Below are 24,452 nucleotides of genomic sequence, written 5' to 3'. Positions count from 1 at the left end.
CGACCACCGAGACGTCTACTTGGACGTGATCGAGTGGGCGGCGCTGCCGAGCTGGCGGGTCGCCTCCGCCACGCGCGCGGCCATCGCGGTCTCGGCGATCTTGCCCCACGCGCGCGGGTCGTAGATCTTCTTGTTGCCGACACCGCCGTCGACCTTGAGGACGCCGTCGTAGTTCGCGAGCATCGTGCCCGCGATCGAGCGGGTGAACGCGTACTGGGTGTCGGTGTCGATGTTCATCTTCACGACGCCGTAGCTCACGGCATCCGCGATCTCCTGGTCGGAGCTGCCGGAGCCGCCGTGGAAGACGAGGTCGAGCGGCTTCGGTCCCGTGCCGTACTTCGCGGCGAGGCCATCCTGGATCTCTTTCAGCAACTCGGGGCGCAGCTTCACGTTGCCCGGTGCGTAGACGCCGTGCACGTTGCCGAAGGTGAGCGCCGCCATGTAGCGGCCCTGCTCACCGAGGCCGAGCGCCTCGACGGTCGCGATCGCGTCGTCGAGCGTCGTGTAGAGGTGCTCGTTGATCTCGTGGGCGACGCCGTCCTCCTCGCCGCCGACGACGCCGATCTCGACCTCGAGGATGGCGTTGATCGCCTTCATACGGGGCAGTAGCTCCTTCGCGATCTCGAGGTTCTCCTCGAGCGGCACGGCCGAGCCGTCCCACATGTGCGACTGGAAGATCGGGTTGCCGCCCGCCTTCACCTGGGCCTCGGACGCCGCGATGAGCGGCTCGACGAAACCGCCGAGGGCGTCCTTCGGGCAGTGGTCGGTGTGCAGCGCGACGGTGATCGGGTAGTTCTTGGCGACCTCGGTGACGAAGGCGGCGAACGCGAGCGCGCCCGAGGCGCGAGCCTTGACCGTCTGGCCGGCGAAGTAGTCGGCACCTCCGGTGGTGACCTGGATGATGCCGTCGGACCCCGCCTCGGTGAGCCCCTGCAGCACGGCGTTGATCGTCTGCGACGACGACACGTTGATCGCGGGGAACGCGAAGCCCGTCTTCTTGGCGGTGTCGAGCATCTCGGCGTACTGGTCGGGCGTGGCGATAGGCATGGGTTGAGCCTACCGAGGCTCGATAGGCTGGTTCCACGCCCTCCGCCACCGGGCTCCAGCAGCACTTCGACGACGACGAGGACACACCGCATGGCGGACGACGACGGCATCCTGTTCACCCACCCCGACCGCAACCTCGGCATGGAGCTCGTGCGGGCGACCGAGGCGGCCGCCATCCGCGCGTTCCCGTTCATCGGACGCGGCGACAAGAACGGCGCCGACGGAGCGGCGGTGGATGCGATGCGCAAGTTCCTGGGCACCGTCGACTTCGCGGGCACCGTCGTCATCGGCGAGGGCGAGAAGGACGAGGCGCCGATGCTGTTCAACGGAGAGGTCGTCGGCAACGGCAACGGTCCGGCCTGCGACATCGCGGTCGATCCGATCGACGGCACCTCGCTCACGGCCGCCGGCCGCAGCAACGCGATCTCGATGATCGCCGCGTCGGACCGCGGCACGATGCTCGACGCCTCCTCCGTCTTCTACATGCAGAAGCTCGTGACGGATGCCGCCGGCGTCGGCGTCGTCGACATCCGCCGACCGGTGGGCGAGAACATCCGCGCCCTCGCGAAGGCGAAGGGCAAGACCGTCGGCGAGATGCTCATCGGCGTGCTCGACCGCCCGCGCCACGCGGAGCTGATCGAGGAGATCCGCGCCGCCGGGGCCGGCACGCGACTGCTGCTCGACGGTGACGTCGCGGGCGGCATCAACGCCGCCTCCTACGAGAGCCGACTCGACATGTGCGTCGGCATCGGCGGCAGCCCCGAGGGGGTCGCGACGGCGTGCGCGATCAAGGCGCTCGGCGGGTTCATCCAGGGCATCATGCACCCTCAGACCGACGAGGAGCGCGAGAAGGGCGCCGAGGCGGGGCTGCTCTTCGATCACGTCTACGAGGCCGACGATCTCGTGCGCGGCGACAACACGTTCTTCGTCGCGACGGCGGTCACCGACGGCGCTCTCGGTCGCGGGGTGCTGCGCAAGGGTCCGATCATCCGCACCGAGTCGATCGTGCTGCGTGCACGCTCGGGCACCATCCGCCGGGTGACGGCCGATCACCTCGTTCAGAAGTGGCTCGGCGAGGACTGAGAGCACCGCGGGGCGCCGGGTCAAGACGCATCACGCGCGGCACGCGGCTGTCACGCTGAGCGGATGAGCAACCGCACCCGGTCCACGGCGTCCCGCGCCCGGAACACCCCGGCACTCCGCACGGCCGCCCGCCTCGGCTTCGCCGTGAACGGCCTCCTCAACATCGCGATCGGCGCGATCGCGCTCGGCATCGTCGGGTCGGGGGCCTCGGGTTCCGCGAGTCCGAACGGCGCGTTGTCCGGTCTCGCACAGGGTCCGGGCGGCCAGCTGCTCATCTGGGTCATCGCGGTCGGGATGCTCGCGCTCGGGCTCTGGCAGTTCGCCTCCGCAGCGCTGGAGAGCGAGCCCGACCGCCGGAAGCGGTGGATGTCGCGCGCGAAGCTGGTCGGCAAGGGGGTCGCCTACCTCGCGATCGGCGGGATCGCCGTGCGCGTCGCGTTGCAGGGTGCGAGCGGCGGGGGTGGCGCGGAGGAGGATCTCACCGCGCGGCTGCTGGCGACGCCGGGCGGTGTCGTGGTGGTCGTGCTCATCGGCCTTCTCACGTTCGCGATCGGTGCATACCTCGTCGTGAAGGGCGCTCGGAGGAAGTTCCTCGATGACCTCTCGGTGCCGGCGGGCGCGATGGGAAAGGCGACGACGGTGCTCGGGGTGACGGGCTACGTGGCTCGTGGGCTCGCCTTCGGCGTGATCGGCATCCTGTTCCTCGTCGCCGCGGTCACCGCCGACCCGTCGACCGCGGGCGGCCTCGACGCGGCCCTCGCGGCCCTCGCCACGCTGCCGTTCGGTCAGGTGCTGCTCGTCGCCGTCGCGATCGGTTTCATCGCGTTCGGCGTGTACTCCGTCGTGCGCGCCCGGTACGCGAAGCTCTGACTCAGCGCGTTCCCTACGTGAGCGGGTCGGCGGCGGCCTCCTCGCGCCGCACGTGACTGCGGGCGTGCTCCACGGCGTCGGGAAGCGTCGCGAACAGGTGCTTCTGGTGCCGAAGGGCGCTCAGCACGCCCACGCTGCGGAACAGTTCGGCATGCCCCTCCTGCACCCCCTTGAGCAGGACCGTGACCCCGCGGGCCTCGAGCCGGTGCACGATCTCCGTGAGCACGTGGGCGCCCGTCGCATCGACGAGTTCCAGCTTCGACATCCGCAGCACGACCACCGAGACGCCGTCGAGGGTCGTGACGGTGTCGAGCACGCGGTCGGCGGCGGCGAAGAACAGCGGCCCGTCGAGTCGGACGATCGCGATGCGCTCATCGCCCGCGACGGGTTCACCCGCGATGGGCTCCCGGTGCACCCCGGTCGCTCGTGACAGACCGCGGAGGGCGAACACGCCCGCGACCAGCATGCCGATTCCGACGGCGACGATGAGGTCGACCGACACCGTCACGAGCGCCGTGAGCACGAACGCCGCCGCATCCGCACGCGTCGAACGCAGGATCGACCGCACCGTCGCGGCGTGCACCATCCGCGTCGCCGTCACCATGAGCACACCGGAGAGGGCGGCGAGTGGGATGTTGCCGACGGGTCCGGCGATGATCAGCACGACGACGAGGAGCACGACCGCGTGCGTGACCGACGCGAGTCGCGTGCCCGCGCCGGACCGCACGTTGACCGCGGTGCGGGCGATCGCCCCGGTGGCGGGCATCCCGCCGAAGAGGCCCGCCGCGACGGACGCGAGGCCCTGCCCGACGAGTTCGCGGTCGGGGTCGTAGGGGCCAGTGTCGGCGAGGCCTGCCGCGACCCGAGCCGACAGCAGCGACTCGATCGCGGCGAGCGCGGCCACCGTGGCCGCAGGCAGGAGGAGCGAGCCGGGCACCGCCGGGTCGAAGACGGGGATGCTCGGCGCCGGGAGTGCGTGGGGGAGCTCGCCGATGAGCGAGAGCGGGCTCGGCACCGCGAGCACGAGAACCGTGACGATCACGATCCCGACGAGCGACCCGGGGATCGCCCGATGCAGCCGGGGGAGGAGCAGCATGCACGCTGCGATGATCGCGACGGCGCCCCCGGCCCACGCGAGGTAGACGGGATCGGCGGAGGCGAGAGCGGTGACGGCTTCGACGACGACGTTGCCGTGCGAGGCGCCGCTCGTGGACGACGTGAGTGCCGGCACCTGCTGCAGGAAGATGATGACCGCGATCCCGAGGGTGAAGCCCTCGATCACCGGCCACGGGATGAAGGACACCGTGTGCCCGAGGCGCGCGACGCCCGCCGCGAGCACGAGGATCCCCGCGAGGAGGCTCACGACGGCGACGGCGGCCATGCCGTGTGCGGCGACGATGGGCGCGAGCACGACGACCATCGCGCCCGTCGGCCCGGACACCTGCACGTTCGAGCCGCCGAAGACCGCCGCGACGACGCCCGCGACGATCGCCGTGATGAGGCCGGCCTCGGCGCCGGCGCCGGACGAGATGCCGAAGCCGAGGGCGAGGGGGAGCGCCACGATCCCGACCGTCACGCCGGCGAGGAGGTCTCGCCGCCAGGTGCGCGGAAGCGCGGCGTAGTCGCGCGGCGACGGCACCAGGCGCCGGAGGTGGGCGACGACACCGCTCACGGGATGCTCAACTCCGGCAGCGCGTCGAGGGCCGCGTAGCGCTTGTGGTCGGTGGTGACGACGGCGCCGAGAAGCCGTCGCGCGACGGCGAGGAGCTCGGCGACCTCGGGCTCGGCGATGCGGTAGTACACGTGGCTCGCGCGTCGTTCGGAGAGGACGAGCCGGTGGCGACGCAGTACGGCGAGGTGCTGGGACAGGTGGGAGGGCTCGAGCCCCGTGCCCTGCTGGAGCTCACCGACGGTGTGCTCCTCGCCGTCGGCGAGCAGTTCGAGCAGTCGGATGCGCAGCGGATGTGCGAGGCCCTTGAACAGGCCAGCCTTGACCTCGTAGAGGGGGCGCTCACTACGATCTAGTGACATGATGGAGTCATCATATTGTCCGACTCGACGATTTGCGGAGTGAGCGCTCACTCAGTTAGCATCACCCGGTGGTCAAGGCCGGGGAAGCGTTCGTCGACGTCGCGGAGTTCTCGCGCGCCCGCGCCAAGCCGCTCGCTCCCGAAGACCGGCGCGACGCCATCCTCGACGCGGTCGTGCCTCTCCTGCGCGCCAAGGGCCGGGATGTCTCCAGCCGCGAGCTCGCCGAGGCCGCCGGCGTCGCGGAGGGCACCCTGTTCCGCGCGTTCGGCGACAAGGAGTCGCTCATCGCCGCCGCGATCGAGCGCATCTTCGACCACACCCACCTCTGGGCAGCGCTGAGGGGGATCGATCCCGAGCTCCCCTTCGAGCTCAAGCTCGACCGTGTGGTCTCGCTGCTGCGTCACCACCTCAGCGACATCGTGGCCGCCGTCATCGCCCTGCGGATCGAGGAGCGGCACCCCGGGCCCGATCCCGAAGACCGGCAGCTGGCGATCATCCTGCGCGAGGTCTTCGTCGGGGACATGGATCGCTTCGCCGTCCCTCTCGACATCGTCGCCGACTACGTGCGCATGGTCGCGTTCGCGTCGGCACTTCCCCTCATGCCCCAGTTCGACAACGGCGTGCTCTCCGGGCTCATCGCCCGCGGCATCCTCACCACCATCGATCTCCCCGAAGGAGTGCACCTCTGATGCTCGGCAAGATCCTCGTGCGCTTCGTGCGGCCCTACTGGCCGTGGCTGCTGCTCGTGATCGTCTTCCAGGCGGCCCAGTCGGTCGCGACGCTCTGGCTTCCGAGCCTCAACGCCGACATCATCGACGACGGCGTCGCGCAAGGTGACTCGGGGCTGATCCTGAGGCTCGGCGCGGTCATGCTCGCGATCACGCTCGGCCAGATCATCTGCGCCGTCGTCGCCGTGTACTTCGGCGCGAAGGTCGCGATGGCGTTCGGCCGCGACCTCAGGGCTGCGATCTTCGCGCAGGTCGGCAGCTTCTCCGAGCAGGAGGTCTCGCGCTTCGGCGCCCCGTCGCTCATCACCCGCACGACGAACGACGTGCAGCAGATCCAGATGCTCGTGCTCATGACCTGCACGCTCATCATCTCCACCCCGATCCTCGCCGTCGGCGGCGTGATCTTCGCGATCTCCGAAGACCCCGGGCTGTCGTGGATCATGGTCGTCGCCGTGCCGGTGCTGCTCGTCGCGGTGGGGCTCATCATCTGGCGCATGACGCCGCAGTTCCGTCGCATGCAAGACCGCATCGACGCCGTCAACCGGGTGCTGCGCGAGCAACTCACCGGTATCCGTGTCGTGCGCGCGTTCGTGCGCGAGCCCGCCGAGGTGCGCCGCTTCGGCGTCGCCAACGACGAGCTCACCGAGACGGCGACGAAGGCGGGGCGGCTGTTCGCCCTCATGTTCCCCGTCGTGATGCTCGTGCTCAACGTGTCGAGCGTCGCGGTGCTGTGGTTCGGCTCGTACCGCATCGAAGACCAGAGCCTGCAGGTCGGATCGCTCATCGCGTTCCTCAGCTACCTCGTGCAGATCCTCATGGCGGTGCTCATGGCGACGATGCTCGCGTTCTTCCTCCCCCGCGCGGCGGTGTCGTCCGACCGGATCGGCGAGGTGCTCGCGACCGAGTCGAGCGTCGTGCCGCCCGTCGACGGCATCACCGCGCTTCCCGACCCCGGTCGCCTCGAGTTGCGCGACGTCACGTTCGCCTACCCCGGTGCCGACGCCCCTGTGCTGCACGGGCTCGACATCGTCATCGAGCCCGGCACGACGACCGCCATCGTGGGCAGCACGGGAGCCGGCAAGACGACCCTCGTGAACCTGCTGCCGCGGCTTTTCGACTCCTCGTCGGGCGCGGTGCTCGTCGGCGGCGTCGACGTGCGCCGCATCGACCCCGACGTGCTGTGGGGCGGCATCGGTCTCGTGCCGCAGCGCGCCTACCTGTTCTCCGGCACCGTCGCGTCGAACCTCCGGTACGGCAAGCCCGACGCCACCGACGAGGAGCTGTGGACCGCCCTCGAGATCGCGCAGGGACGCGACTTCGTCGAAGCGATGCCGGAGAAGCTGGATGCCCCCATCGCCCAGGGCGGCACGAACGTCTCGGGCGGTCAGCGGCAGCGCCTCGCGATCGCGCGTGCGCTCGTGAAGCGGCCGGGTGTCTACGTGTTCGACGACTCGTTCTCGGCGCTCGACACGGCGACGGACGCGCGCCTGCGCGCCGCGCTGACCCGTGCCGTCCCCGACGCGACGAAGGTCATCGTGGCGCAGCGCGTCGCGACCATCCTCGACGCCGACCAGATCATCGTGCTCGACCACGGCGTCGTCGTGGGACGCGGCACACACGACGAGTTGCTCGAGAGCTCGGCGGAGTACGCCGAGATCGTCGCGAGCCAGCTGGCGGCGGAGGAGGCGGCCTGATGTCCGACGAGACGATCACCGAGGAAGAACCCCGCCCGGCGCCCCCGCGCCGCGGACCGGGCGGCGGCGGCCCGTTCGGCATGCAGCTGCCGGCCGAGAAGAGCATGAACTTCGGCCCCTCCGCGAAGCGACTCCTCGGGTTGCTCCGCCGCGAGCGGCTCGGCGTGCTGATGGTCATCCTGCTCGGCGTGCTGAGCGTGCTGCTCGCCGTCGTCGGGCCGAAGGTGCTCGGCATGGCGACCGACATCATCTTCGAGGGCGCCATCTCGTTGCAGCTGCCCGCGGGAGTCTCGCAGGAGCAGATCATCGCGGGCCTCGAAGCGTCGGGAGACCAGCAGCAGGCCGACTTCCTGCGCAACATGAATCTGACGCCCGGCGAAGGCATCGACTTCGCCGCCCTCCAGCTCGTGCTCGGCTTCGTACTGCTGCTCTACGTGTTCTCGTCGCTCTTCCAGTACGTGCAGGGTTACGTGCTCAACGACATCACGCAGCGCACCGTGCGGCGCCTGCGCGGCGACGTCGAGGAGAAGCTGCACCGCCTCCCGCTGTCGTACTTCGACAAGCAGCCGCGCGGAGAGCTGCTCTCGCGCGTGACGAACGACATCGACAACGTGTCGCAGTCGTTGCAGCAGACGCTCTCGCAGATGCTGTCGTCGATCCTCACGGTCGTGGGCGTCGTCGTGATGATGTTCATCATCTCGCCGCTGCTCGCGCTCATCGCCCTCGTCGCCGTGCCGCTGACCCTCGTCATCACCGTGCTGATCGCGAAGCGCTCGCAGAAGCTCTTCGTCGATCAGTGGACCCACACGCGCGCCCTCAACGCCCAGATCGAGGAGGGCTACTCGGGGCACGCGCTCGTGAAGGTGTTCGGACGCCACCGCGAGGTCGAGGCGCGCTTCGCCGAGAAGAACGACGAACTGTTCAAGGCGTCCTTCGGCGCCCAGTTCATCTCGGGGCTCATCATGCCGTCGACGATGTTCGTCGGGAACCTCGTCTACGTCGCGATCGCCGTCGTCGGTGGCGTGCTGGTGGCGAACGGCTCGATGCGCATCGGCGACGTGCAGGCCTTCATCCAGTACTCCCGGCAGTTCACGCAGCCGCTCAGCCAGCTCGGCTCGATCGTCAACCTGCTGCAGTCGGGCGTCGCGAGTGCCGAGAGGGTCTTCCAACTGCTGGATGCCGACGAGCAGAGTGCCGACCCGGCATCCCCGGTGTCGCCGCCCGCGACCGCGGGCCGCCTGGTCTTCGAGGACGCGACCTTCTCCTACGACCCGGCGAAGCCCCTCATCCACAAGCTGTCGCTCGTCGCGGAGCCGGGTTCGACCGTGGCGATCGTCGGTCCCACGGGAGCCGGCAAGACGACGCTCGTCAACCTCATCATGCGGTTCTACGACCTCGACGAGGGACGCATCACGCTCGACGGCGTGGACATCCAGGCGATGACGCGTGACGACCTGCGTTCGCGCACCGGCATGGTGCTGCAGGACACCTGGCTGTTCAAGGGCTCGATCCGCGACAACATCGCCTACGGGCGACCGTCGGCGTCGGAGGAGGAGATCCTCCAGGCGGCCACGGATGCCTTCGTCGACCGGTTCGTGCACGCCCTGCCCGACGGGTACGACACGGTGCTCGACGATGAAGGCGGCAATGTCTCGGCGGGCGAGAAACAGCTCATCACGATCGCGCGGGCGTTCCTCGCGCGGCCCGAGCTGCTGATCCTCGACGAGGCGACGTCGTCGGTCGACACCCGCACCGAGCTGCTCGTGCAGCGCGCCATGCGGGAGCTGCGACGCGAGCGCACGTCGTTCGTCATCGCGCACCGCCTCTCGACGATCCGGGATGCCGACCTGATCCTCGTGATGGAGGCGGGTTCGATCGTCGAGCAGGGCACCCACGAAGACCTCGTCGCCCGCGGCGGTGCCTACGCCCGTCTCTACGAGGCGCAGTTCGCCGCCCCCGTCGAGTCGGACTCGGAGGAGCAGCCGGTCGTGGGGGCCTAGGGTCTTGTCGCCTTAGTTGCACATTGCCGCGTATTCCCGCCGCACTGTGCAACTGAGCGACGCGTCACCGACTCGCAGTTGCAGATTCACTCCGGAAGACGGAGCAATGTGCAACTAACCCGACAAAAGTCGTCAGCCCGCGATGACCCGTTCGTAGAGGGCGGCGATCTCGGCGTGCGTCGGCACGAGGGGGTTGTTGCCGGGCGACCCGGACGCGAGCGCCTGCTCGGCCATGACGGGGATGGCGGCTCGCCACGCGGCGGGATCGGCGAGGGTCGAGGCGGCGGGCACCCCGAGGGTTGTGCAGAGGTCTTCGAGCGCCGTGACGAGGGCGGACGCGGCGACGGCGTCGGGGGCGTCGGCCGTCGCGGCCCCGAGCGCGCGAGCACACTCGGCGTACCGCTGCTCGGCGCCGGGAAGCGAGAACCGGGTGACCTCCGCGAAGAGCAGCGCGTTCGACAGCCCGTGGGCGATCCCGAAGTGCGCGCCGATCGGGCGGCTCATGCCGTGCACGAGCGCGACGCTCGCGTTGGAGAAGGCGATGCCGGCGAGCAGCGACGCGAGCATCATGTCGGAACGGGCCGCGGCATCCCCGCCATCGCGATGGGCGCGCACGAGGCTGCCACCGATGAGTGTGATCGCGCGCAGGGCGAACGGGTCGCTCAGCGGCGTCGCCTTGCGGCTCACGTAGGCCTCGACGGCGTGGGTGAGGGCGTCGATGCCCGTGTCGGCCGTGAGACGCGGGGGCATGGATGCCGTCAGCTCCGGGTCGACGAGCGCGACGGCCGGCAGGAACACGGGCCCCGAGCACAGCATCTTCTCGGCGGTGGACCCGGAGTCGTCGGTGATGATCGTGAACTGGGTCGCCTCGGACCCGCTCCCCGACGTCGTGGGCACCGCGACGATCGGCAGCACGGCGCCGGTCGTGATCGCGGGTGCCCGGAAGTCGCGCATCCGTCCTCCTCGGCTCGCGAGGAGTGCGACGGCTTTGGCGGTGTCGAGAGGGCTGCCGCCGCCGAGCCCGATGACGGCGTCGGCGCCGTGGGCATGTGCGGCGGCGACGGCCGCGTCGACCGAGGTGACGGTCGGATCGGGCACCGCGCCGGAGAACACGGCGACCTCCGCCCCGACCGCGAGTTCGGCGAGCGTCGAGGCCACCCCGGTCGTGGCGTGGAACTCGTCGGTGACGAGGAGCGGGCGCGTCGCGCCGAGTTCGGCGATGACCTCACCAAGACGGGAGCGGACGCCGGCACCGAACAGGATGCGCGGCACACGCAGCGACGCCACCGGGGAAAGCTCGGTCATCCTCGTCCTCGCAAACAGTCGGGCCCCCACGATAACGGGGGGCCCGACACGAGAGCCGGCGGGTTTTCACCCAGCGGCAGGCACGACTATGCCGACTTGGGCTTCTTGATCGGGGTCGGCTCGGACAGGTCGAATCCGAGGTCGAGTTCGGGTCGCGCGATGCCGGTCTCGTCGAGCGCCTTGAACTCGGCCTCGATGACCTCGGTGAGGTCGGATGCCGTGACCTGTCGGGTGTCTTCGTCGATCTCCGCGAGCGGCGGCAGCACCTTCGACTCGTCGAGCTGGCTCAGGCGACGGGCCGACGGCAGCACCTGACGCTCGAGCGAGCCGACGAACGTGTTGTAGTCCTTGACGCTGCGCTCGATCGACCGGCCGAGCTTGTCGACGTGCGTGGCGAGCGTCGTGAGGCGGGCATACAACTCGCGGCTGACGTCGAACAGCGCGCGCGCCTCCTGCGTGACGACCTCGTGGCGCCACGACACCGCGACGGCCTTGAGCACGGAGAACAGCGTGACCGGGGAGGCGAGCGCGACGTGCTTCGAGAACGCGAACTCCATGATCGTCGGGTCGGCCTCGAGTGCCGCGGAGAGCAGCGACTCGCTCGGGATGAAGGCGACCACCATCTCGGGGCTCGAGTCGAGGCCGTCCCAGTAGGAGCGCGAGCCGAGCGCGGTGATGTGGTCGCGCACGGCCTTCACGTGCTGCTTGATGAGCGCCTCGCGCTTGATGAGCTCGCCCTCCGACGCGGTCGGGGCGATCGCCGACGCCTCGAGGTAGGAGTTGAACGGCACCTTCGCGTCGACGGCGATGCTCTTGCCGCCCGGCAGGCGCACGATCATGTCGGGACGCGCGACGCGGCTCTCGACCTTGATCGACGACTGCACGTCGAAGTTGACGTTCTGCAGCATCCCCGCCGCTTCGACGACGGCGCGCAGCTGCGTCTCGCCCCACACGCCGCGGGTGGCGTTGTTCTTGAGCGCCGACGAGAGCGACTCGGCGGTCGCGCGGAGGCGCTCCTCCGACTCGGCGGCCGACTTGAGCTGCTGCGTGAGCTCGCCGTGCTGGAGCTGACGCTGCTGCTCGAGCTCCGACACCTTCTGCTGCATGGTCGAGAGGGTCTCCTTGACGGGTGCGAGGGCCTCGAGCACCTGACTCTGCGACTTCTCGCCCTGGGCACGCTCGGCGGCCTCGAGTCGCGAGCGCTCCATGAGGTCGCGGTACTGGCCCTGGGCGTCGGAGAGCTGCGAGCGCAGCCCGGCGAGCGACGCTTCGGCGGCGGCGAGCGCCGACTGCACCTCGGCCCGAGCCGCGGCCTCCTGCGAGCGCAGCTCGGCCACCGCGGCGGCGTGACGTGCCTCGAGCACGGCGGGGGAGGCATCCACTTCGCCCCGTGACGACCGGGCGCGCACGACGAGCCCGCCGACCACGCCGCCGAGGGCGAGACCGACCAGCAGGCCGATGATGAGGGTGAGCGTCGCATCCATATCAGGAGTGTCCCAACCGCATCCGACATCCGACGCGACCAACCCTCTGAAAGCCCAGAAAATGTTCGGGAAATGTCAAGCGGTTAGCTTGGGTGCATGACCTCCACCGTGCTCGACCACTGGGTGTCGGGAGCCGCGTTCACCGGCACCTCCGACCGCACCGCTCCCGTCTACGACCCCGCACGCGGCGTCGTGCAGAAGGAGGTGCGACTGGCGAGTTCCGAGGATGTGGACGCCGCGGTCGCCGCCGCGAAGGCCGCGTTCCCCGCGTGGTCGGATGCGTCGTGGAACAAGCGGCAGGGCGTGCTCTTCGCCTTCCGTGAGATCGTCAACGCGCGCAAGGAGGAGCTCGCCGCCATCCTGACCAGCGAGCACGGCAAGGTGACCCCGGATGCTCTCGGCGAGATCGCCCGCGGCCTCGAGGTGATCGAGTTCGCCTGCGGCATCCCGCACCTCGCGAAGGGCGAGTACACCGAGAACGCCTCGACCGGTGTCGACGTCTACTCGCTGCGTCAGGCGCTCGGCGTCGTCGGCATCATCTCGCCCTTCAACTTCCCGGCGATGGTGCCGATGTGGTTCTTCCCGATCGCGATCGCTCTCGGCAACACCGTCGTGCTGAAGCCGAGTGAGAAAGACCCGTCCGCGGCGATCTGGATGGCGCAGGCCATGAAGGAAGCGGGCCTGCCCGACGGCGTGCTCAACGTGCTGCACGGCGACAAGGTCGCGGTGGACGGTCTCCTCGACCACCCGGATGTGGCCTCCATCTCCTTCGTCGGCTCGACGCCGATCGCGAAGTACGTCTACGAGCGCGGCACCGCGGCGGGCAAGCGCGTGCAGGCCCTCGGCGGGGCGAAGAACCACATGCTCGTGCTGCCCGACGCCGACCTCGATCTCGTCGCCGACTCCGCCGTCAACGCGGGCTTCGGCTCGGCGGGGGAGCGGTGCATGGCGATCTCGGTCGTCGTGGCGGTCGAGCCGATCGCGGACGACCTCATCCCGAAGATCGTGTCGCGCATGTCGGGGCTGAAGGTCGGCGACGGCACGCGCGGGTGCGACATGGGTCCGCTGATCACGAAGGAGCACCGCGACAAGGTCGCGGGTTACCTCGACGTCGCGACGGCCGACGGCGCCGACCTCGTCGTGGATGGCCGCGGCATCGAGGTCGACGGCGAGAGCGACGGCTTCTGGCTCGGCCCGACCCTCATCGATCGCGTTCCGACCACCTCCGACGTCTACACGCACGAGATCTTCGGTCCCGTGCTGTCGGTCGTGCGGGTCGAGTCGTACGACGAGGGTCTCGCGCTCATCAACGGCTCGCAGTACGGCAACGGCACCGCGATCTTCACGAACGACGGCGGGGCGGCCCGACGCTTCCAGCGCGAGGCGACGGTCGGGATGATCGGCATCAACGTGCCGATCCCCGTGCCGGTCGGCTACTTCTCGTTCGGCGGCTGGAAGGATTCGCTCTTCGGCGACACGAAGGCTTACGGCCCCGACGCCATCCACTTCTTCACCCGGCAGAAGGCCGTCACGTCGCGCTGGCTCGACCCCTCGCACGGCGGGATCAACCTGGGCTTCCCGACGAACTGAGCGGGGGCTCCGCCGAGTTCCATCCCCGCTTGGCTCCAGCCAACTGCGGTCGGACCCGCATCCAGGTGGGTCCATCCGCGCGCAGATGGAGCCAAGCGAGAGGATGGGGTGATGGATGCCGAGGAGGTCGTCGACGCGACGGTCGAGAAGCTCCGGGATGCCGGGGCGCCGACCGAGGTGCGCGTCGCGGCCCTGCGCGGCGCGTTCGGTCGCACGAAGCTGCGTCCCGTCGGCGAGGTGTGGCGGCTCGGTGCCCTCTGTCTCGCCGACGACGGGACGGTGTTCGCGACGGGTGACGTGCTCGTCGTGACCCGACCGACGCATCCCAACCACCGCTCGGCGGCGGCGCTCGAGCGCAACGAGCTGCGCGCGGTGCTGCTGCGGGCCGGGGTACCCGAGGGGGCCACCGCCGTGATCGACGCGAGGCCGCTCGACCTCGACGCCGCCGATCCGCCGCTCGTCGCGCTCGACGAGGGACTCGGCGTGCTGTGGACGCCCGGGGGAGCGGCGGTGCCGTTCGCGGCGTACCTCGCCGAGCGCGCCGACCTGCTGCTCCACCCGCCCGCAGGCTCGACCGACTAACGACCGGCCGGCGGGCGACTAACGACCCGCGGCGTAGCCCTGCGCCCCACGCGGGTTGGCCGCCGCGAACAGGATGCCGTCGTCACCCACCCCGACGGTGGAGAGGCGGCCCAGCGTCCAGTCGCCCGCGCGGGTCACGTCGTGCCCACGCGCCGCGAGCCCGTCGATGACGGCGTCGCCGAGCCGGTCTTCGACGACGAGCCCGGCGGGCTCGAACACGCGGGCTCGAACGACGACACGTGCGAGGTCGTGTGGAAGGTCGGCGCGTCGATGGCCGCCTGCGGGTCGTAGCCGCCGACGATGCGGCGCAGGAGGTAGGGCACCTGCCACTGGTCCTGCTGGTCACCGCCGGGCGTGCCGAGCGCCTCGACGGTGTGGCCTCCGCGCATCACGAGGGTGGGCGCGAGCGTCGTGCGCGGCCGCCTCCCCGGGGCGAGCGCAGACGGGGATGTCGGGTCGAGCCACCCCATCTGCAGGCGGCTGCCGAGGCAGAACCCGAGCTCGGGCAGGTACGGCGACGACTGGAGCCAGCCCCCCGAGGGCGTCGCCGAGACGATGTTGCCGTGCCGGTCGATGACGTCGAGGTGGCAGGTGTCGCCGCGGGTGGCGCCGTCGCGGCGCACGGTCGGCTCGCCCGTGCCGTCGAGCACTGCGCCCGTCGGCCCGAGCAGCGGGGGAGTCCACGGTGTCGCGCCGCCCGGGGCGCCGGGGCGGAACTCCGCCGACGGGGTGTCGCCGATGAGCGCCGCACGCTCCCGGGCGTAGGCGGGATCGAGCAGCGCCTCGACAGGAACCCTCGACGGGTCGCCGAAGTAGGCGTCGCGGTCGGCGAGCGCGAGCTTGAGTGCCTCCGCGATGGTGTGCACGCCGAGCTCGGTCGACGGGTCGAGCCGCTCGTCGGGGAGGGTGTCGAGGATGGCGAGGGCCGCGAGCAGCGTCGGTCCCGAGCTCCAGGCTCCCGCCTTCGCGATCTCGACGCCGCGGAACGCCAGCACGACGGGTTCTTCCACCCCAGGACCCCACCCCGCGAGGTCGGCGGCGGTGATCACGCCCGGTGCCTCGATGCCCGAGGAGTGCCGCGACGGGGTGCGCACGGCATCCTCGATCGCGGCCGCGACGAATCCGCGCGACCAGGCATCGCGGGCGGCGCGGATGCGGGACTCACGGGTCGTCGCTCCGGCCCCGGCGGCGAGCAGCCGCTCGAGCGTGCGTGCCCAGGCTTCGTTGCGCACGAGCTGCCCGGGCTCGGGGAGGCGTCCTTCGGGCAGCCACTGCTGCGCCGAGTCGGTCCAGTGCCGTTCGAACAGTTCGCGCACGCGGGCGATCGTGGCGACGGTGGCGGCGAGGATCGGATGCCCGTCGCGCGCGTAGCCGAGGGCGAACGCGAAGATGTCGGCGAGCTCCCACGTGCCGCGCTCCTCGAGCAGCTGCAACCACGCCGGTACGGCACCGGGGATCGCGGCGGCGAGCAGCCCCGCACCGGGCATCTCGGAGAAGCCGGCCGCCCGGTGGTGCTCGATCGTCGCGCCCGCGGGAGCCGGTCCCTGCCCGGCGATCACTCGGGGCGCGGGCTCGCCGGCGGCGTGCACGAGGGCGACGAGGTCGCCACCCGGGCCGTTGAGGTGGGGCTCGACGACGTGCAGGGTGAACGCGGCGGCGACCGCCGCGTCGAAGGCGTTGCCGTCGCGCTCGAGGACCGCCTGCGCGGTGGCGGTGGCGAGCCAGTGCGTGGATGCCGCCATCCCGAACGTGCCGCGCAGCTCGGGGCGCGTGCGGAACGCGGGAGCCGGTGTGAACGTCACCCGATCACGCTAACCCCGCGGGGTCGGCGCGGTCAGCCCGCGAGGGCGGCGGCGGGTGGCTGGATCGCCGAGATGCGCACGCCGGCGTGGGCGACGAGCTCGGGCACGTCGATGGCGCCGTACTTGTCGGCCGCGTGGATGATGATCGCCGCGCACGCCTCGGCATCCGCCACGGCGTCGTGGTGCGGGAAGTCGGCGAACCCGGCGGCCAGTGCGACCGACGGCAGCTTGTAGGAGTCGAGCTGGTAGGTGCTGCGCGCGATCTGCAGCGAGCAGAAGTAGGAATAGAGCGGCGTCGGGATGCCGGTGGTGGCGCAGGCCGTCGTGATGACGCGCATGTCGAAGCCCGCGTTGTGTGCGACGAGGAGGTCGTCGCCGGCGAACGCGGCGAGGTCGGGCATCTGCTCGATCCAGGTCGGCGCGTCGAGCACCATGTCGGCGGTGATGCCGTGGATGCGGGTGTTCCACTCGATGAAGTGGTCGTGCCCCTGCGGCGGGCGGATGAACCACCCGATGCGATCGACGACCTGACCGTCGCGCACCTTCACGAGGCCGACCGAGCACGCGCTCGCCATCGACGAGTTCGCCGTCTCGAAGTCGATGGCGGTGAAGTCGAGCGGCACATGCCGACTCTGACACGGGCACCCGACACCGCCCGGCGGGCACGCCGGATCGGGCTAACTCTCGCGGTCGCGCCCCGAGAGCACGTCGTCGCGCTGGTCGATCCAGTTGGTGAGGTACGGCAGGCGGCCGTCGCCCGACTCCCAGTGCTCGCGCGCCGCGCCACCCGAGCGCATGACCTCGTCGAGACCCTCGAGGTCGTCCGTCTTCCATCCGTAGGGGTAGGGATGCCCGCGCGCGTCGTCGAGCAGCTTCTGCACATAGGCGGCATCGTCGAGGCCCTCGTGGGTGACGTGCGTGCTGCCGCGCTCGGAGTGCGTCACCGTCCAGAGCCCCGCCGTCGAGCGGGTCGCCGTGATGATCGGGTCGTCGCCGTCGCGGAACTCCGTTGCGGTCGACGGCTCGGCGCGCGACCAGTCGTCGCCCGCCGCGAGGGCCGCGTGCAGGCCCTGCGGCGTCCACCGCACCGGGAAGCGACTGAGCAGCGCGATCCGCAGCACCGACGCGGGGAGGTGCACGGGCGCGAGGTCCGCGCGGTCGGGGTGGGTGCGTCGGATCGAGTTGTGGACGCCCTCGAGCGTGCTCAACAGGATGAACGTCGGCAGCGTGACACGATCGCGGTCGAGGGCCGCGAGATGCGCCGACAGCTGCCGCAGGAAGAGCCGCGCCTCGGCCACGTCGGCGAACGGCGGCACCGGGATCATGCGGTCAGTCTAGGAATGCCTCGCCGGTAGGCTCGTACCCCGTGGCATTGACTATCGGCATCGTCGGACTCCCCAACGTCGGCAAGAGCACCCTCTTCAACGCGCTCACCAAGAACGACGTGCTCGCGGCGAACTACCCGTTCGCGACGATCGAGCCGAATGTCGGCATGGTGAACCTGCCCGACCCGCGCCTCAAGGTGCTGGCCGAGATCTTCGGCAGCGAGCGCATCCTCCCTGCCACGGTCTCGTTCGTCGACATCGCCGGCATCGTGAAGGGCGCGTCGGAGGGTGAGGGTCTGGGCAACCAGTTCCTCGCCAACATCCGCGAGGCCGACGCGATCGCGCAGGTCGTGCGCGGCTTCGAAGACTCGGATGTCGTGCACGTCGCCGGCGTCGTCGACGCGAAGGACGACCTCGAGGTCATCACCGCGGAGCTCGCGCTCGCCGACCTTCAGACCCTGGAGAAGGCGGTCGCCCGCTTCGAGAAGGAGGTGCGGGGCAAGAAGCTCGACCCCGCCGTTCTGGATGCCGCGCTCGCCGCCCAGAAGGCGCTCGAGGCCGGCACGCCGCTGTCGCGCGCGACCGGTGTCGACGTGCCGCTGCTGCGCGAGCTCGGGCTGCTCACCGCGAAGCCCATCATCTACGTCTTCAATGTCGACGAGTCGGTGCTGACGTCGCCGGAGAAGAGGGATGCCTTGTCAGCTCTCGTCGCCCCCGCCAACGCCGTCTTCCTCGACGCGAAGGTCGAGTCGGAGCTCATCGACCTCTCGCCCGAAGACGCCGCCGAGCTGCTCGAGTCGACCGGGCAAACGGAGTCGGGACTCGACCAGCTCGCCCGCATCGGCTTCGACACCCTCGGACTGCAGACCTACCTCACCGCCGGCCCCAAGGAGTCGCGCGCCTGGACCATCGGCAAGGGCTGGAAGGCCCCGCAGGCGGCGGGCGTCATCCACACCGACTTCGAGAAGGGCTTCATCAAGGCCGAGATCGTCTCGTTCGACGACCTCGTCGCGACCGGGTCCATCGCCGAAGCCCGCGCGAAGGGCAAGGCGCGCATCGAGGGTAAGGACTACGTCATGCAGGACGGCGACGTCGTCGAGTTCCGCTTCAACGTGTAGGACTCGGGGACCGCGCTGAGACCTTAGGCCCTGGCTGCCTCGGCCGCCGCACGGGCAGCATGGACCCATGGGTGTGATCGAGAACTCCAAACTCACCGTCGTCGGCGCGGGCAGTGTCGGCACGTCGGTCGCTTACGCGGCGCTCATCCGCGGTTCGGCGCGGCACGTCGCGCTCTATGACATCGCGACCGAGAAGGTCGACGCGGAGGTGCTCGACCTCGCGCACGGCACCCAGTTCACCGGGTCGAGCGAGGTCTCCGGGGGTTCCGACATCTCCGTCGCGGCGGGGTCGCACGTCGTCGTCGTGACGGCGGGGGCCAAGCAGGACCCCGGGCAGTCGCGGCTCGATCTCGCGGCGACGAACGCGCGCATCCTCGGCTCGCTCATGCCGAAGCTGCTCGAGGTCGCGCCCGACGCTGTCTACGTCATCGTGACCAACCCGTGCGATGTGCTCACCGTCCTCGCGCAGCAGGCGTCGGGCCTGCCGGCGAAGCGCGTCTTCGCGTCGGGCACCGTGCTCGACACCTCCCGATTGCGGTGGAAGCTCGCGCAGCGGGCGGGGGTGTCGCCGTCGAGCGTGCACGCCTACATCGTGGGCGAGCACGGCGACTCGGAGTTCCCGCTCTGGTCGCGCGCGACGATCGGCACGGTGCCGATCCTCGACTGGGAGGTCGACGGACGCCCGCGGATGACGGTCGCCGAGCTGGATGCGATCGCGGACGACGTGCGCAACGCCGCGTACACGGTCATCAAGGGCAAGGGCGCGACGAACTATGCGATCGGGCTGTCGAGCGCGCGCATCGTCGAGGCGATCCTGCGTGACGAGCGGGCCGTGCTGCCGGTCTCGACGGTGCTCGACGGCGCGTACGGGGTGAGCGGGGTCGCCCTGTCCGTGCCGTCTGTCGTCAGCTCCGAGGGCGCAGTGCCGGTCGACGGCCTCGACTTCGACCCGGTCGAGCGCGAGGCGTTCGAGCGGTCCGCGGCTGCGGTGCGCCGCGTCGCCGACGACTTGCGGGGCTGAGCCGCGGATTCTTCCTCTGGCGGCGGGGGCGCTCTACTCCGGGCCCGACCGTCGCCGCTGCTCGGCGGCCCACGTGTGGTCGGCGATCGCCGCGGAGACGGCATCCCGATGCGCCTGCCCATCGGGCCCTCGGTACAGGTCCCGCGCAAAATACTCCGACTCCGGGCGGTAGGGCGCACTGTGGTGGATGCCGCGAGCGAGCTCCGAGAGCGCGTCCCGCCCACCCGCCCGATACGCGGCGACCTCGGTGTCGCTCAGGCGGATGAGGGCCGAGTCGTCGATGAGCGCGCTGTAGCTGTAGCGGGCGTCGAGGTAGAGGACGCCCTCCTCCTCGACGAGGAACCAGGTGCCCGGCTCGTGGTCGACGTACTCCATCCCCCGAGGGTATGACGGGGGAGGATGAGGGCATGGGCCTCGACGACGACCCCTTCGACTACCGGATCACGAAGGATGGGCGCATCCTCGTGTCCCGCGGTGGGCGCCAGATCGTGACGATCGCCGGCTCACGCGCCGAGCGGCTGATCGGGATGCTCGGTGCCGATCCGGCGCAGGATCAGGAGCTGCTCGCCCGAGCCACCGGCAACTACCGCCGGGGCAACGAGCGCTGATCCTCGCCGGCGTCGGTCGGGGAGTCAGCTGCCAGCGCTGCCTTCCGCTCGCGCGTGATCTTCCAGATGTGCCACGCGTTGATGAGGATGACGGCGGCGTTCATCGCGACCATCGGCCACGTCTCGACGAGCACGTTGTAGAAGACGAGCATCGCCGACGCGATGGAGTTGATGACGCGCAGCCGCAGCATCTTCCCCTGCAGCAGCGACACGATCAGCAGCCCGGAGCCGATCCAGCCGAACACCTCGATCCAGACATCCATGGCGGTGTTCCTCTCCGGCGCGCGACGGCGGTGTCGCGTCCTCCCCTCATTCTCCGTCACGGGACCAACGTCCTGCTCGGGGAGCGCGCCCAGCGCCTATACCTGTCTCAGGGGGTATGTCGGCCGGGGGGCTGCTCGTACTGAGTGCGGAGGTTCGGGGGGACCTTCGCACTCAGTACGCAGCGATCGATCCGGCAACGGGATCGGCGCCCGCCTCCCGGGGGAGACGAGCGCCGATCGTGGAACGACGTGGATCAGTTGGTGGTGCCGTAGTTCGGGTCGTCGCGGAGGTTGTCGACCTCGGTCTCGATCGTGTCGATGTCGGCCGGAAGCTCGAAGCCGCACGCCTCGATCTCCTCGGTGACCTCCTTGGTCAGACCGACCTTGCCGTCGGCATGCGCCGTCTCGACGGTGCCGCTCTTGATGATGTTGTTCTCCTCGTCCTGCGACTCGAGCTGCAACTCGTCGACGCTGTCGCAGAGGTGGTAGACGTTGCCCTGGGGCGTCCAGTAGACGTCGTTCGCGCCCGTGATCTGCTGCACGATCGCGGTGTACTCGTCGACCTGGCCCTCGTTGGCGGCCTCGACCTCCTGCTCCTGCTCGATGTCGCCCTCGGTCTCGGACTCCAGCGAGTTGGGGTTGTACTCGATGCCGAGCAGCACGGCCGCGATGAGCACGACGCCGCCCACGGCACCCGCGATGCCCTTCGTCTTGCCGTCGACGTTCTTGCTCAGCACGAGCACGAGGATGAACGGCACGAACGCGATGATCGGGATGATCGCGCCGAGCTGGTTCTGTACGAAGAACTTCACCGGCTCCTGGCGGGAGGCCGGGTCGGCCTGGTTGGCGGCCTTCCAGAGCTGAGAGCCGATGATCGTCAGGATGCCGAGCACGACGAGCAGGCCGATCGCCGCCCACAGGAACCAGCTGGGCTGACCGTCGTCGAGCTGCGTGAGCACGTACCAGACGCCGACGCCCTCGAGAATGATCGCGACGGCCCACAGGATGACGGCGATGACGCGCTTCGTCGACGCGCCCTTCTTCGCCTCGGCGGAGGCCTGCCAGCCCTCGCCCTCGCGCACGCGACGGTCGGCTTCGGCCTTCACCTCTGCTTTGGAGGCCTTCTGCTCCTCCGCCGTCGGGCCCTCGACCTCGACCTTGACGACCTTCTTGCCGCTGCGGCTGCTGCGCTCTGCCATGTGGTGCCACCCCTCCTGAGTGTTAGCTGGGCGACACTATATCGGCGCGGCGCAACGCCCCGGGATCAGCCCGGCGTCTGCCCCGGCTCGGTCGCGTTGAACCAGCCGAGCCAACCGTCGTCGGTCGGCACGACCTCGTAGTCGCCGCAGCCCTGGACCTCGTCGGGGAAGCCGTCGGGCGACCAATTCAGGTCGGCCCAGTCGGCCGCGAGCGTCGGGATGCCCCGTCTCTCGACCGTCGCGCAGTCGTCCGGCAGCGGCGAGTCGGTGACGACCCGCACGACCGCGACGGTCTCGTCGCCCGTGGCGAGGTTGCGCAGGTCGGTGGCGTCGGTCGGAATCCAGTGCGGGATGCCGACCCCCACCCAGCCCTCGGCTGCCTGGTCGTAGGTGGCGAACTGCTCGCGGTGCTGCTTGCTCAGCACGTCGCTGATCGCGGAGCAGCCGGCGAGCGAGCCGAGGAGCAGGATGCCGGCGCCGAACGCGACGGCGGCGGAGGTGGCGGAGTCGAATCGTGACATGCTTCGACTCTCGCGGCCCGGGCTCACCGCCGCGTCCGCCGGAAGCCCGATCGTCGTCCGTCTCGGGATCGATCCGCGGGATGCCGGAGGATGAGGGGATGGAGTCGGCACCTCGCGACGAACACTGGGCGCGGTCGCATCCGGCCGAGGAGTGGCGGGAGTTCCACCACGCCCTCAGGTACTTCACGGGGGTGATCCCCCGTCCGAAGGAGGCCGAGGGTGACCGCTTCGTACTGGCGATGCGGTGCGGCGACGACGCGGAGGCACGCTCCCGCATCCTGGATCTCGGCGGCACGCCGGACGGCGTCCAGCTGTCGGCGCCGCTCGGGTCGGGCACCGTCTACACCGCCGTTCACCGGAACGGCGTACTGCTCATCGCGGTGTCGGGCGCGTCGGGGGACTCCTACGCGGTGACACGCGAGGATGTCGACGTGTGCGTCGAATGGGAGCGCCGCATCGACGCGCGCGGCTGGGGCGGTGACGTGGATGTCGCGCTCCTCGAGGAGCGCTGGGGGTGGCCGCCGTCGGTTCTCAGCGCGGCGCGGTACCCCGAACTGCACTGACGGCCGAGGTCACCTCCCCGCGGGTCTCGACACGCGCCTGCGGCGCTACTCGACCAACGAGGGGAGGCGCGCGACCTTCTTCGCGATCTTGCGGGCGTCGATGCCGAGCTGGCGGAGGTTGCCGGTGATCGGATTCGAGTAGCCGAGGAAGAAGAGTCCCGGATGCGCGGCGAGCTGCGCGTCGGCATTGATGAGCGGACGTTCCGAGCGGGCGAGCACCCCGAGGTCGCCGACGAGGCCCTCGAGTCCCCGCTGGAAGCCGGTCGCGACGACCACGGCATCCGGCCGCAATTCCGAGCCGTCGGCGAGCACGACGGCGTCGCGCGTGAGCGAGGCGACGGCGGGTACGACTCGCACCTTGCCTGCCCGCAGCGCAGCGAGCAGACCGACGTCGATCGTCGGCGTGACGTCGTCGAGGCGTTGCTGGCTCACGATCCCTCGGGGCGCCTTCGGGATGCCGTAGCGGCGCAGGTCGCCGACGACGAGGCGCTGCAGGAACCGGGCGAGCGCATCCTGCACTTTCTCCGGAAGCGGTGACATCGAGACGACGAGACGGGTCGTCGGGATGCCGGCGACGGAGCGCAGCACGATATTCGGCGGGGTGCGCATCGCGAGCGTCACCGCGACGCCTGCCTCTGCGAGGTCGGCGGCGATCTCGCCCCCGCTGTTGCCCGGTCCGACGACGAGCACGTCGCGCGCGCCGAGAGCGGACGGGTTGCGATACGCGCTCGAGTGCACGACCGTGCCCGTGTATTCAGTGAGCCCCGGCCAGTCGGGCAGCTTCGCGGTGTGGTTGTAGCCCGTCGCGATGACCACCACGTCGGCACTGAGCCGGCCCTTCTCGGCCCCGCGCGTCCAGGCGACGCTCCATCCGTCGAGACCGCGCTCGACCGCCGTGGCCGTCACCCCGAGCCGCACGTCGAGTTCGTGGTGGGCCGCGTAGTCGGACAGGTAACGCAGCACGTCGTCGCGCGCCACCCAGCGGCCGAAGCGACGCGGGATCGGGTAGCCCGGCAGGTGCGAGAGTCCGCGGGAGGTGTGCAGATGCAGGCGGTCGTAGTGCGTCACCCAGCTCGAACCGACGCGATCGGCCTTGTCGAGCACGAGCGTCTCGACTCCCGCGCGCTGCAGCTCGGCGGCCGCGGCGAGACCGCCGGGGCCGGCGCCCACCACGACGGCACGGACACGTTCGGGGAGGGCGTCTTCGCTCACGGATCACACTGTAGGGCCGCGTGGGTAGCGTGGAGGGATGGACCTCCAGCTCACCGGTAAGCGCGCACTCGTCCTCGGCGGAACGAAGGGGATCGGCCGCGCGGCCGCGGTCGCACTCGTGCGGGAGGGCGCGGTCGTCACGGTCGCCGCACGGCACGACGTCGCCGAGATCGCCGCGGCGCTCGCCGCGGAGACCGGGGGAGATGTACACGGCGTCGCGATCGACTCGCGCGACGACGCGTCGGTGCAGACCGGGGTGGCCGAGGCGGTCGCCGCGATGGGCGGCGTGGACATCCTCGTCAACACCGCCGCCGCGCCGTGGACGGCGGCGAAGAACACGATCGCGTCGCAGACCTCCGACGACGCGCTGCGCGAGGAGTTCGAGGAGAAGGTGCTCGGCTACCTG

At 70.4% G+C, this 24,452-nt stretch carries 24 protein-coding genes and 1 pseudogene; 12 read left to right on the top strand and 13 right to left on the bottom strand.

The annotated features are described in order from the left end of the window. Positions 1-15 precede the first annotated feature (15 nt). Positions 16-1,047 (bottom strand): class II fructose-bisphosphate aldolase, encoded by a 1,032-nt coding sequence (gene fbaA / locus ACO1X9_RS07815; protein WP_486350259.1) that lies wholly within the window; start codon positions 1,045-1,047, stop codon positions 16-18. Positions 1,048-1,137: 90 nt separating this feature from the next. Between fbaA and glpX the strand changes: the two genes are divergently transcribed. Together glpX and ACO1X9_RS07805 are read left to right on the top strand one after the other, a co-directional pair. Beyond that, entirely contained in the window at positions 1,138-2,130 is a 993-nt protein-coding gene (gene glpX / locus ACO1X9_RS07810; RefSeq protein WP_486350258.1) for a class II fructose-bisphosphatase, read from the top strand. 63 nt (positions 2,131-2,193) lie between these two features. Beyond that, a complete protein-coding gene (locus ACO1X9_RS07805; RefSeq protein WP_486350257.1) occupies positions 2,194-3,000 on the top strand; it encodes a DUF1206 domain-containing protein in 807 nt (268 codons plus the stop codon). A gap of 13 nt (positions 3,001-3,013) precedes the next feature. Here ACO1X9_RS07805 and ACO1X9_RS07800 read toward each other — a convergent pair whose 3' ends face one another. Continuing rightward, a complete protein-coding gene (locus tag ACO1X9_RS07800; protein WP_486350256.1) occupies positions 3,014-4,672 on the bottom strand; it encodes a SulP family inorganic anion transporter in 1,659 nt (552 codons plus the stop codon). After that, a complete protein-coding gene (locus tag ACO1X9_RS07795; RefSeq protein WP_486350255.1) occupies positions 4,669-5,031 on the bottom strand; it encodes an ArsR/SmtB family transcription factor in 363 nt (120 codons plus the stop codon). The genes ACO1X9_RS07800 and ACO1X9_RS07795 overlap by 4 nt, the downstream gene beginning before the upstream one ends. A 68-nt stretch (positions 5,032-5,099) precedes the next feature. On the opposite strand from ACO1X9_RS07795, the gene ACO1X9_RS07790 reads away from it, so the two are divergent. From ACO1X9_RS07790 to ACO1X9_RS07780, 3 genes are read left to right on the top strand one after another with little or no spacing between them, the layout of a single operon-like run. Next, positions 5,100-5,720 (top strand): TetR/AcrR family transcriptional regulator, encoded by a 621-nt coding sequence (locus ACO1X9_RS07790; RefSeq protein ID WP_486350254.1) that lies wholly within the window; start codon positions 5,100-5,102, stop codon positions 5,718-5,720. Continuing rightward, positions 5,720-7,453, top strand: coding sequence for an ABC transporter ATP-binding protein (locus tag ACO1X9_RS07785; RefSeq protein WP_486350253.1), 1,734 nt, complete (start codon positions 5,720-5,722; stop codon positions 7,451-7,453). Before ACO1X9_RS07790 ends, ACO1X9_RS07785 begins: the two co-directional genes overlap by 1 nt. Next, positions 7,453-9,453, top strand: coding sequence for an ABC transporter ATP-binding protein (locus ACO1X9_RS07780; protein WP_486350252.1), 2,001 nt, complete (start codon positions 7,453-7,455; stop codon positions 9,451-9,453). The genes ACO1X9_RS07785 and ACO1X9_RS07780 overlap by 1 nt, the downstream gene beginning before the upstream one ends. A gap of 132 nt (positions 9,454-9,585) precedes the next feature. Here ACO1X9_RS07780 and ACO1X9_RS07775 read toward each other — a convergent pair whose 3' ends face one another. Both ACO1X9_RS07775 and ACO1X9_RS07770 read right to left on the bottom strand, forming a co-directional pair. Further along, a complete protein-coding gene (locus tag ACO1X9_RS07775; protein ID WP_486350251.1) occupies positions 9,586-10,758 on the bottom strand; it encodes an iron-containing alcohol dehydrogenase in 1,173 nt (390 codons plus the stop codon). Between the two features lie 86 nt (positions 10,759-10,844). Then, complete coding sequence (locus ACO1X9_RS07770) at positions 10,845-12,242, bottom strand: DNA recombination protein RmuC (RefSeq protein WP_486350250.1); 1,398 nt, start codon at positions 12,240-12,242, stop codon at positions 10,845-10,847. A 96-nt stretch (positions 12,243-12,338) separates the two neighbouring features. Here ACO1X9_RS07770 and ACO1X9_RS07765 point away from each other — a divergent pair, with 96 nt between their 5' ends. Further along, positions 12,339-13,832, top strand: a complete 1,494-nt coding sequence (locus tag ACO1X9_RS07765; protein WP_486350249.1) for a CoA-acylating methylmalonate-semialdehyde dehydrogenase — start codon at positions 12,339-12,341, stop codon at positions 13,830-13,832. Positions 13,833-13,943: 111 nt separating this feature from the next. Then, a complete protein-coding gene (locus ACO1X9_RS07760; protein ID WP_486350248.1) occupies positions 13,944-14,414 on the top strand; it encodes a hypothetical protein in 471 nt (156 codons plus the stop codon). A gap of 18 nt (positions 14,415-14,432) precedes the next feature. Here the strand turns inward: ACO1X9_RS07760 and ACO1X9_RS07755 are convergent. The 3 genes and pseudogenes from ACO1X9_RS07755 to ACO1X9_RS07745 all read right to left on the bottom strand — a co-directional run bounded on the left by ACO1X9_RS07755 (position 14,433) and on the right by ACO1X9_RS07745 (position 17,541). Further along, positions 14,433-16,156 (bottom strand): annotated as a pseudogene (locus ACO1X9_RS07755) (gamma-glutamyltransferase family protein). 92 nt (positions 16,157-16,248) lie between these two features. Then, positions 16,249-16,839, bottom strand: a complete 591-nt coding sequence (locus tag ACO1X9_RS07750) for a 3'-5' exonuclease (protein WP_486350247.1) — start codon at positions 16,837-16,839, stop codon at positions 16,249-16,251. A gap of 54 nt (positions 16,840-16,893) precedes the next feature. Then, positions 16,894-17,541, bottom strand: coding sequence for a hypothetical protein (locus ACO1X9_RS07745; RefSeq protein ID WP_486350246.1), 648 nt, complete (start codon positions 17,539-17,541; stop codon positions 16,894-16,896). A gap of 41 nt (positions 17,542-17,582) precedes the next feature. Between ACO1X9_RS07745 and ychF the strand changes: the two genes are divergently transcribed. Together ychF and ACO1X9_RS07735 are read left to right on the top strand one after the other, a co-directional pair. Then, the gene (ychF, locus tag ACO1X9_RS07740; RefSeq protein WP_486350245.1) at positions 17,583-18,659 is read left to right on the top strand and encodes a redox-regulated ATPase YchF; all 1,077 of its coding nucleotides are present in this window, start codon (positions 17,583-17,585) and stop codon (positions 18,657-18,659) included. 67 nt (positions 18,660-18,726) lie between these two features. Continuing rightward, positions 18,727-19,680, top strand: coding sequence for an L-lactate dehydrogenase (locus tag ACO1X9_RS07735; RefSeq protein WP_486350244.1), 954 nt, complete (start codon positions 18,727-18,729; stop codon positions 19,678-19,680). Positions 19,681-19,713: 33 nt separating this feature from the next. On the opposite strand, the gene ACO1X9_RS07730 is transcribed toward ACO1X9_RS07735, so the two are convergent. Beyond that, positions 19,714-20,055 carry a hypothetical protein gene (locus ACO1X9_RS07730; RefSeq protein ID WP_486350243.1) on the bottom strand — a complete coding sequence of 114 codons (342 nt, stop codon included), beginning with the start codon at positions 20,053-20,055 and terminating at the stop codon, positions 19,714-19,716. A 32-nt stretch (positions 20,056-20,087) separates the two neighbouring features. On the opposite strand from ACO1X9_RS07730, the gene ACO1X9_RS07725 reads away from it, so the two are divergent. After that, complete coding sequence (locus ACO1X9_RS07725) at positions 20,088-20,288, top strand: hypothetical protein (protein ID WP_486350242.1); 201 nt, start codon at positions 20,088-20,090, stop codon at positions 20,286-20,288. Here the strand turns inward: ACO1X9_RS07725 and ACO1X9_RS07720 are convergent. From ACO1X9_RS07720 to ACO1X9_RS07710, 3 genes are all read right to left on the bottom strand, one after another. Beyond that, complete coding sequence (locus ACO1X9_RS07720; RefSeq protein ID WP_486350241.1) at positions 20,264-20,551, bottom strand: YgjV family protein; 288 nt, start codon at positions 20,549-20,551, stop codon at positions 20,264-20,266. The two genes, ACO1X9_RS07725 and ACO1X9_RS07720, sit on opposite strands and share 25 nt — an antisense overlap. A gap of 254 nt (positions 20,552-20,805) precedes the next feature. Beyond that, positions 20,806-21,750: a hypothetical protein gene (locus ACO1X9_RS07715; RefSeq protein ID WP_486350240.1), complete on the bottom strand. Its 945-nt coding sequence runs from the start codon at positions 21,748-21,750 to the stop codon at positions 20,806-20,808. 65 nt (positions 21,751-21,815) lie between these two features. After that, entirely contained in the window at positions 21,816-22,271 is a 456-nt protein-coding gene (locus tag ACO1X9_RS07710) for a hypothetical protein (protein ID WP_486350239.1), read from the bottom strand. Between the two features lie 98 nt (positions 22,272-22,369). Here ACO1X9_RS07710 and ACO1X9_RS07705 point away from each other — a divergent pair, with 98 nt between their 5' ends. Then, the gene (locus ACO1X9_RS07705) at positions 22,370-22,834 is read left to right on the top strand and encodes a hypothetical protein (RefSeq protein ID WP_486350238.1); all 465 of its coding nucleotides are present in this window, start codon (positions 22,370-22,372) and stop codon (positions 22,832-22,834) included. Positions 22,835-22,879: 45 nt separating this feature from the next. Here ACO1X9_RS07705 and ACO1X9_RS07700 read toward each other — a convergent pair whose 3' ends face one another. Then, entirely contained in the window at positions 22,880-24,046 is a 1,167-nt protein-coding gene (locus ACO1X9_RS07700; RefSeq protein WP_486350237.1) for a flavin-containing monooxygenase, read from the bottom strand. 37 nt (positions 24,047-24,083) lie between these two features. Between ACO1X9_RS07700 and ACO1X9_RS07695 the strand changes: the two genes are divergently transcribed. After that, positions 24,084-24,452: SDR family NAD(P)-dependent oxidoreductase (locus tag ACO1X9_RS07695; protein WP_486350236.1), on the top strand; the 369-nt coding region annotated here is incomplete at its 3' end.

Source organism: Pseudolysinimonas sp., assembly GCF_057350545.1.
Note: the sequence above shows the minus strand (reverse complement) of the source record. Positions and strands in the feature narration are given on the sequence as shown.

Excerpts from the sequence above, each read along its gene's own strand:
- fbaA (WP_486350259.1), bottom strand. The coding sequence starts at position 1,047 with ATGCCTATCGCCACGCCCGACCAGTACGCCGAGATGCTCGACACCGCC.
- glpX (WP_486350258.1), top strand. The coding sequence starts at position 1,138 with ATGGCGGACGACGACGGCATCCTGTTCACCCACCCCGACCGCAACCTC.
- ACO1X9_RS07805 (WP_486350257.1), top strand. The coding sequence starts at position 2,194 with ATGAGCAACCGCACCCGGTCCACGGCGTCCCGCGCCCGGAACACCCCG.
- ACO1X9_RS07795 (WP_486350255.1), bottom strand. The coding sequence starts at position 5,031 with ATGTCACTAGATCGTAGTGAGCGCCCCCTCTACGAGGTCAAGGCTGGC.
- ACO1X9_RS07785 (WP_486350253.1), top strand. The coding sequence starts at position 5,720 with ATGCTCGGCAAGATCCTCGTGCGCTTCGTGCGGCCCTACTGGCCGTGG.
- ACO1X9_RS07780 (WP_486350252.1), top strand. The coding sequence starts at position 7,453 with ATGTCCGACGAGACGATCACCGAGGAAGAACCCCGCCCGGCGCCCCCG.
- ACO1X9_RS07775 (WP_486350251.1), bottom strand. The coding sequence starts at position 10,758 with ATGACCGAGCTTTCCCCGGTGGCGTCGCTGCGTGTGCCGCGCATCCTG.
- ACO1X9_RS07770 (WP_486350250.1), bottom strand. The coding sequence starts at position 12,242 with ATGGATGCGACGCTCACCCTCATCATCGGCCTGCTGGTCGGTCTCGCC.
- ACO1X9_RS07765 (WP_486350249.1), top strand. The coding sequence starts at position 12,339 with ATGACCTCCACCGTGCTCGACCACTGGGTGTCGGGAGCCGCGTTCACC.
- ACO1X9_RS07760 (WP_486350248.1), top strand. The coding sequence starts at position 13,944 with ATGGATGCCGAGGAGGTCGTCGACGCGACGGTCGAGAAGCTCCGGGAT.
- ACO1X9_RS07745 (WP_486350246.1), bottom strand. The coding sequence starts at position 17,541 with ATGATCCCGGTGCCGCCGTTCGCCGACGTGGCCGAGGCGCGGCTCTTC.
- ACO1X9_RS07735 (WP_486350244.1), top strand. The coding sequence starts at position 18,727 with ATGGGTGTGATCGAGAACTCCAAACTCACCGTCGTCGGCGCGGGCAGT.
- ACO1X9_RS07730 (WP_486350243.1), bottom strand. The coding sequence starts at position 20,055 with ATGGAGTACGTCGACCACGAGCCGGGCACCTGGTTCCTCGTCGAGGAG.
- ACO1X9_RS07725 (WP_486350242.1), top strand. The coding sequence starts at position 20,088 with ATGGGCCTCGACGACGACCCCTTCGACTACCGGATCACGAAGGATGGG.
- ACO1X9_RS07720 (WP_486350241.1), bottom strand. The coding sequence starts at position 20,551 with ATGGATGTCTGGATCGAGGTGTTCGGCTGGATCGGCTCCGGGCTGCTG.
- ACO1X9_RS07715 (WP_486350240.1), bottom strand. The coding sequence starts at position 21,750 with ATGGCAGAGCGCAGCAGCCGCAGCGGCAAGAAGGTCGTCAAGGTCGAG.
- ACO1X9_RS07710 (WP_486350239.1), bottom strand. The coding sequence starts at position 22,271 with ATGTCACGATTCGACTCCGCCACCTCCGCCGCCGTCGCGTTCGGCGCC.
- ACO1X9_RS07705 (WP_486350238.1), top strand. The coding sequence starts at position 22,370 with ATGGAGTCGGCACCTCGCGACGAACACTGGGCGCGGTCGCATCCGGCC.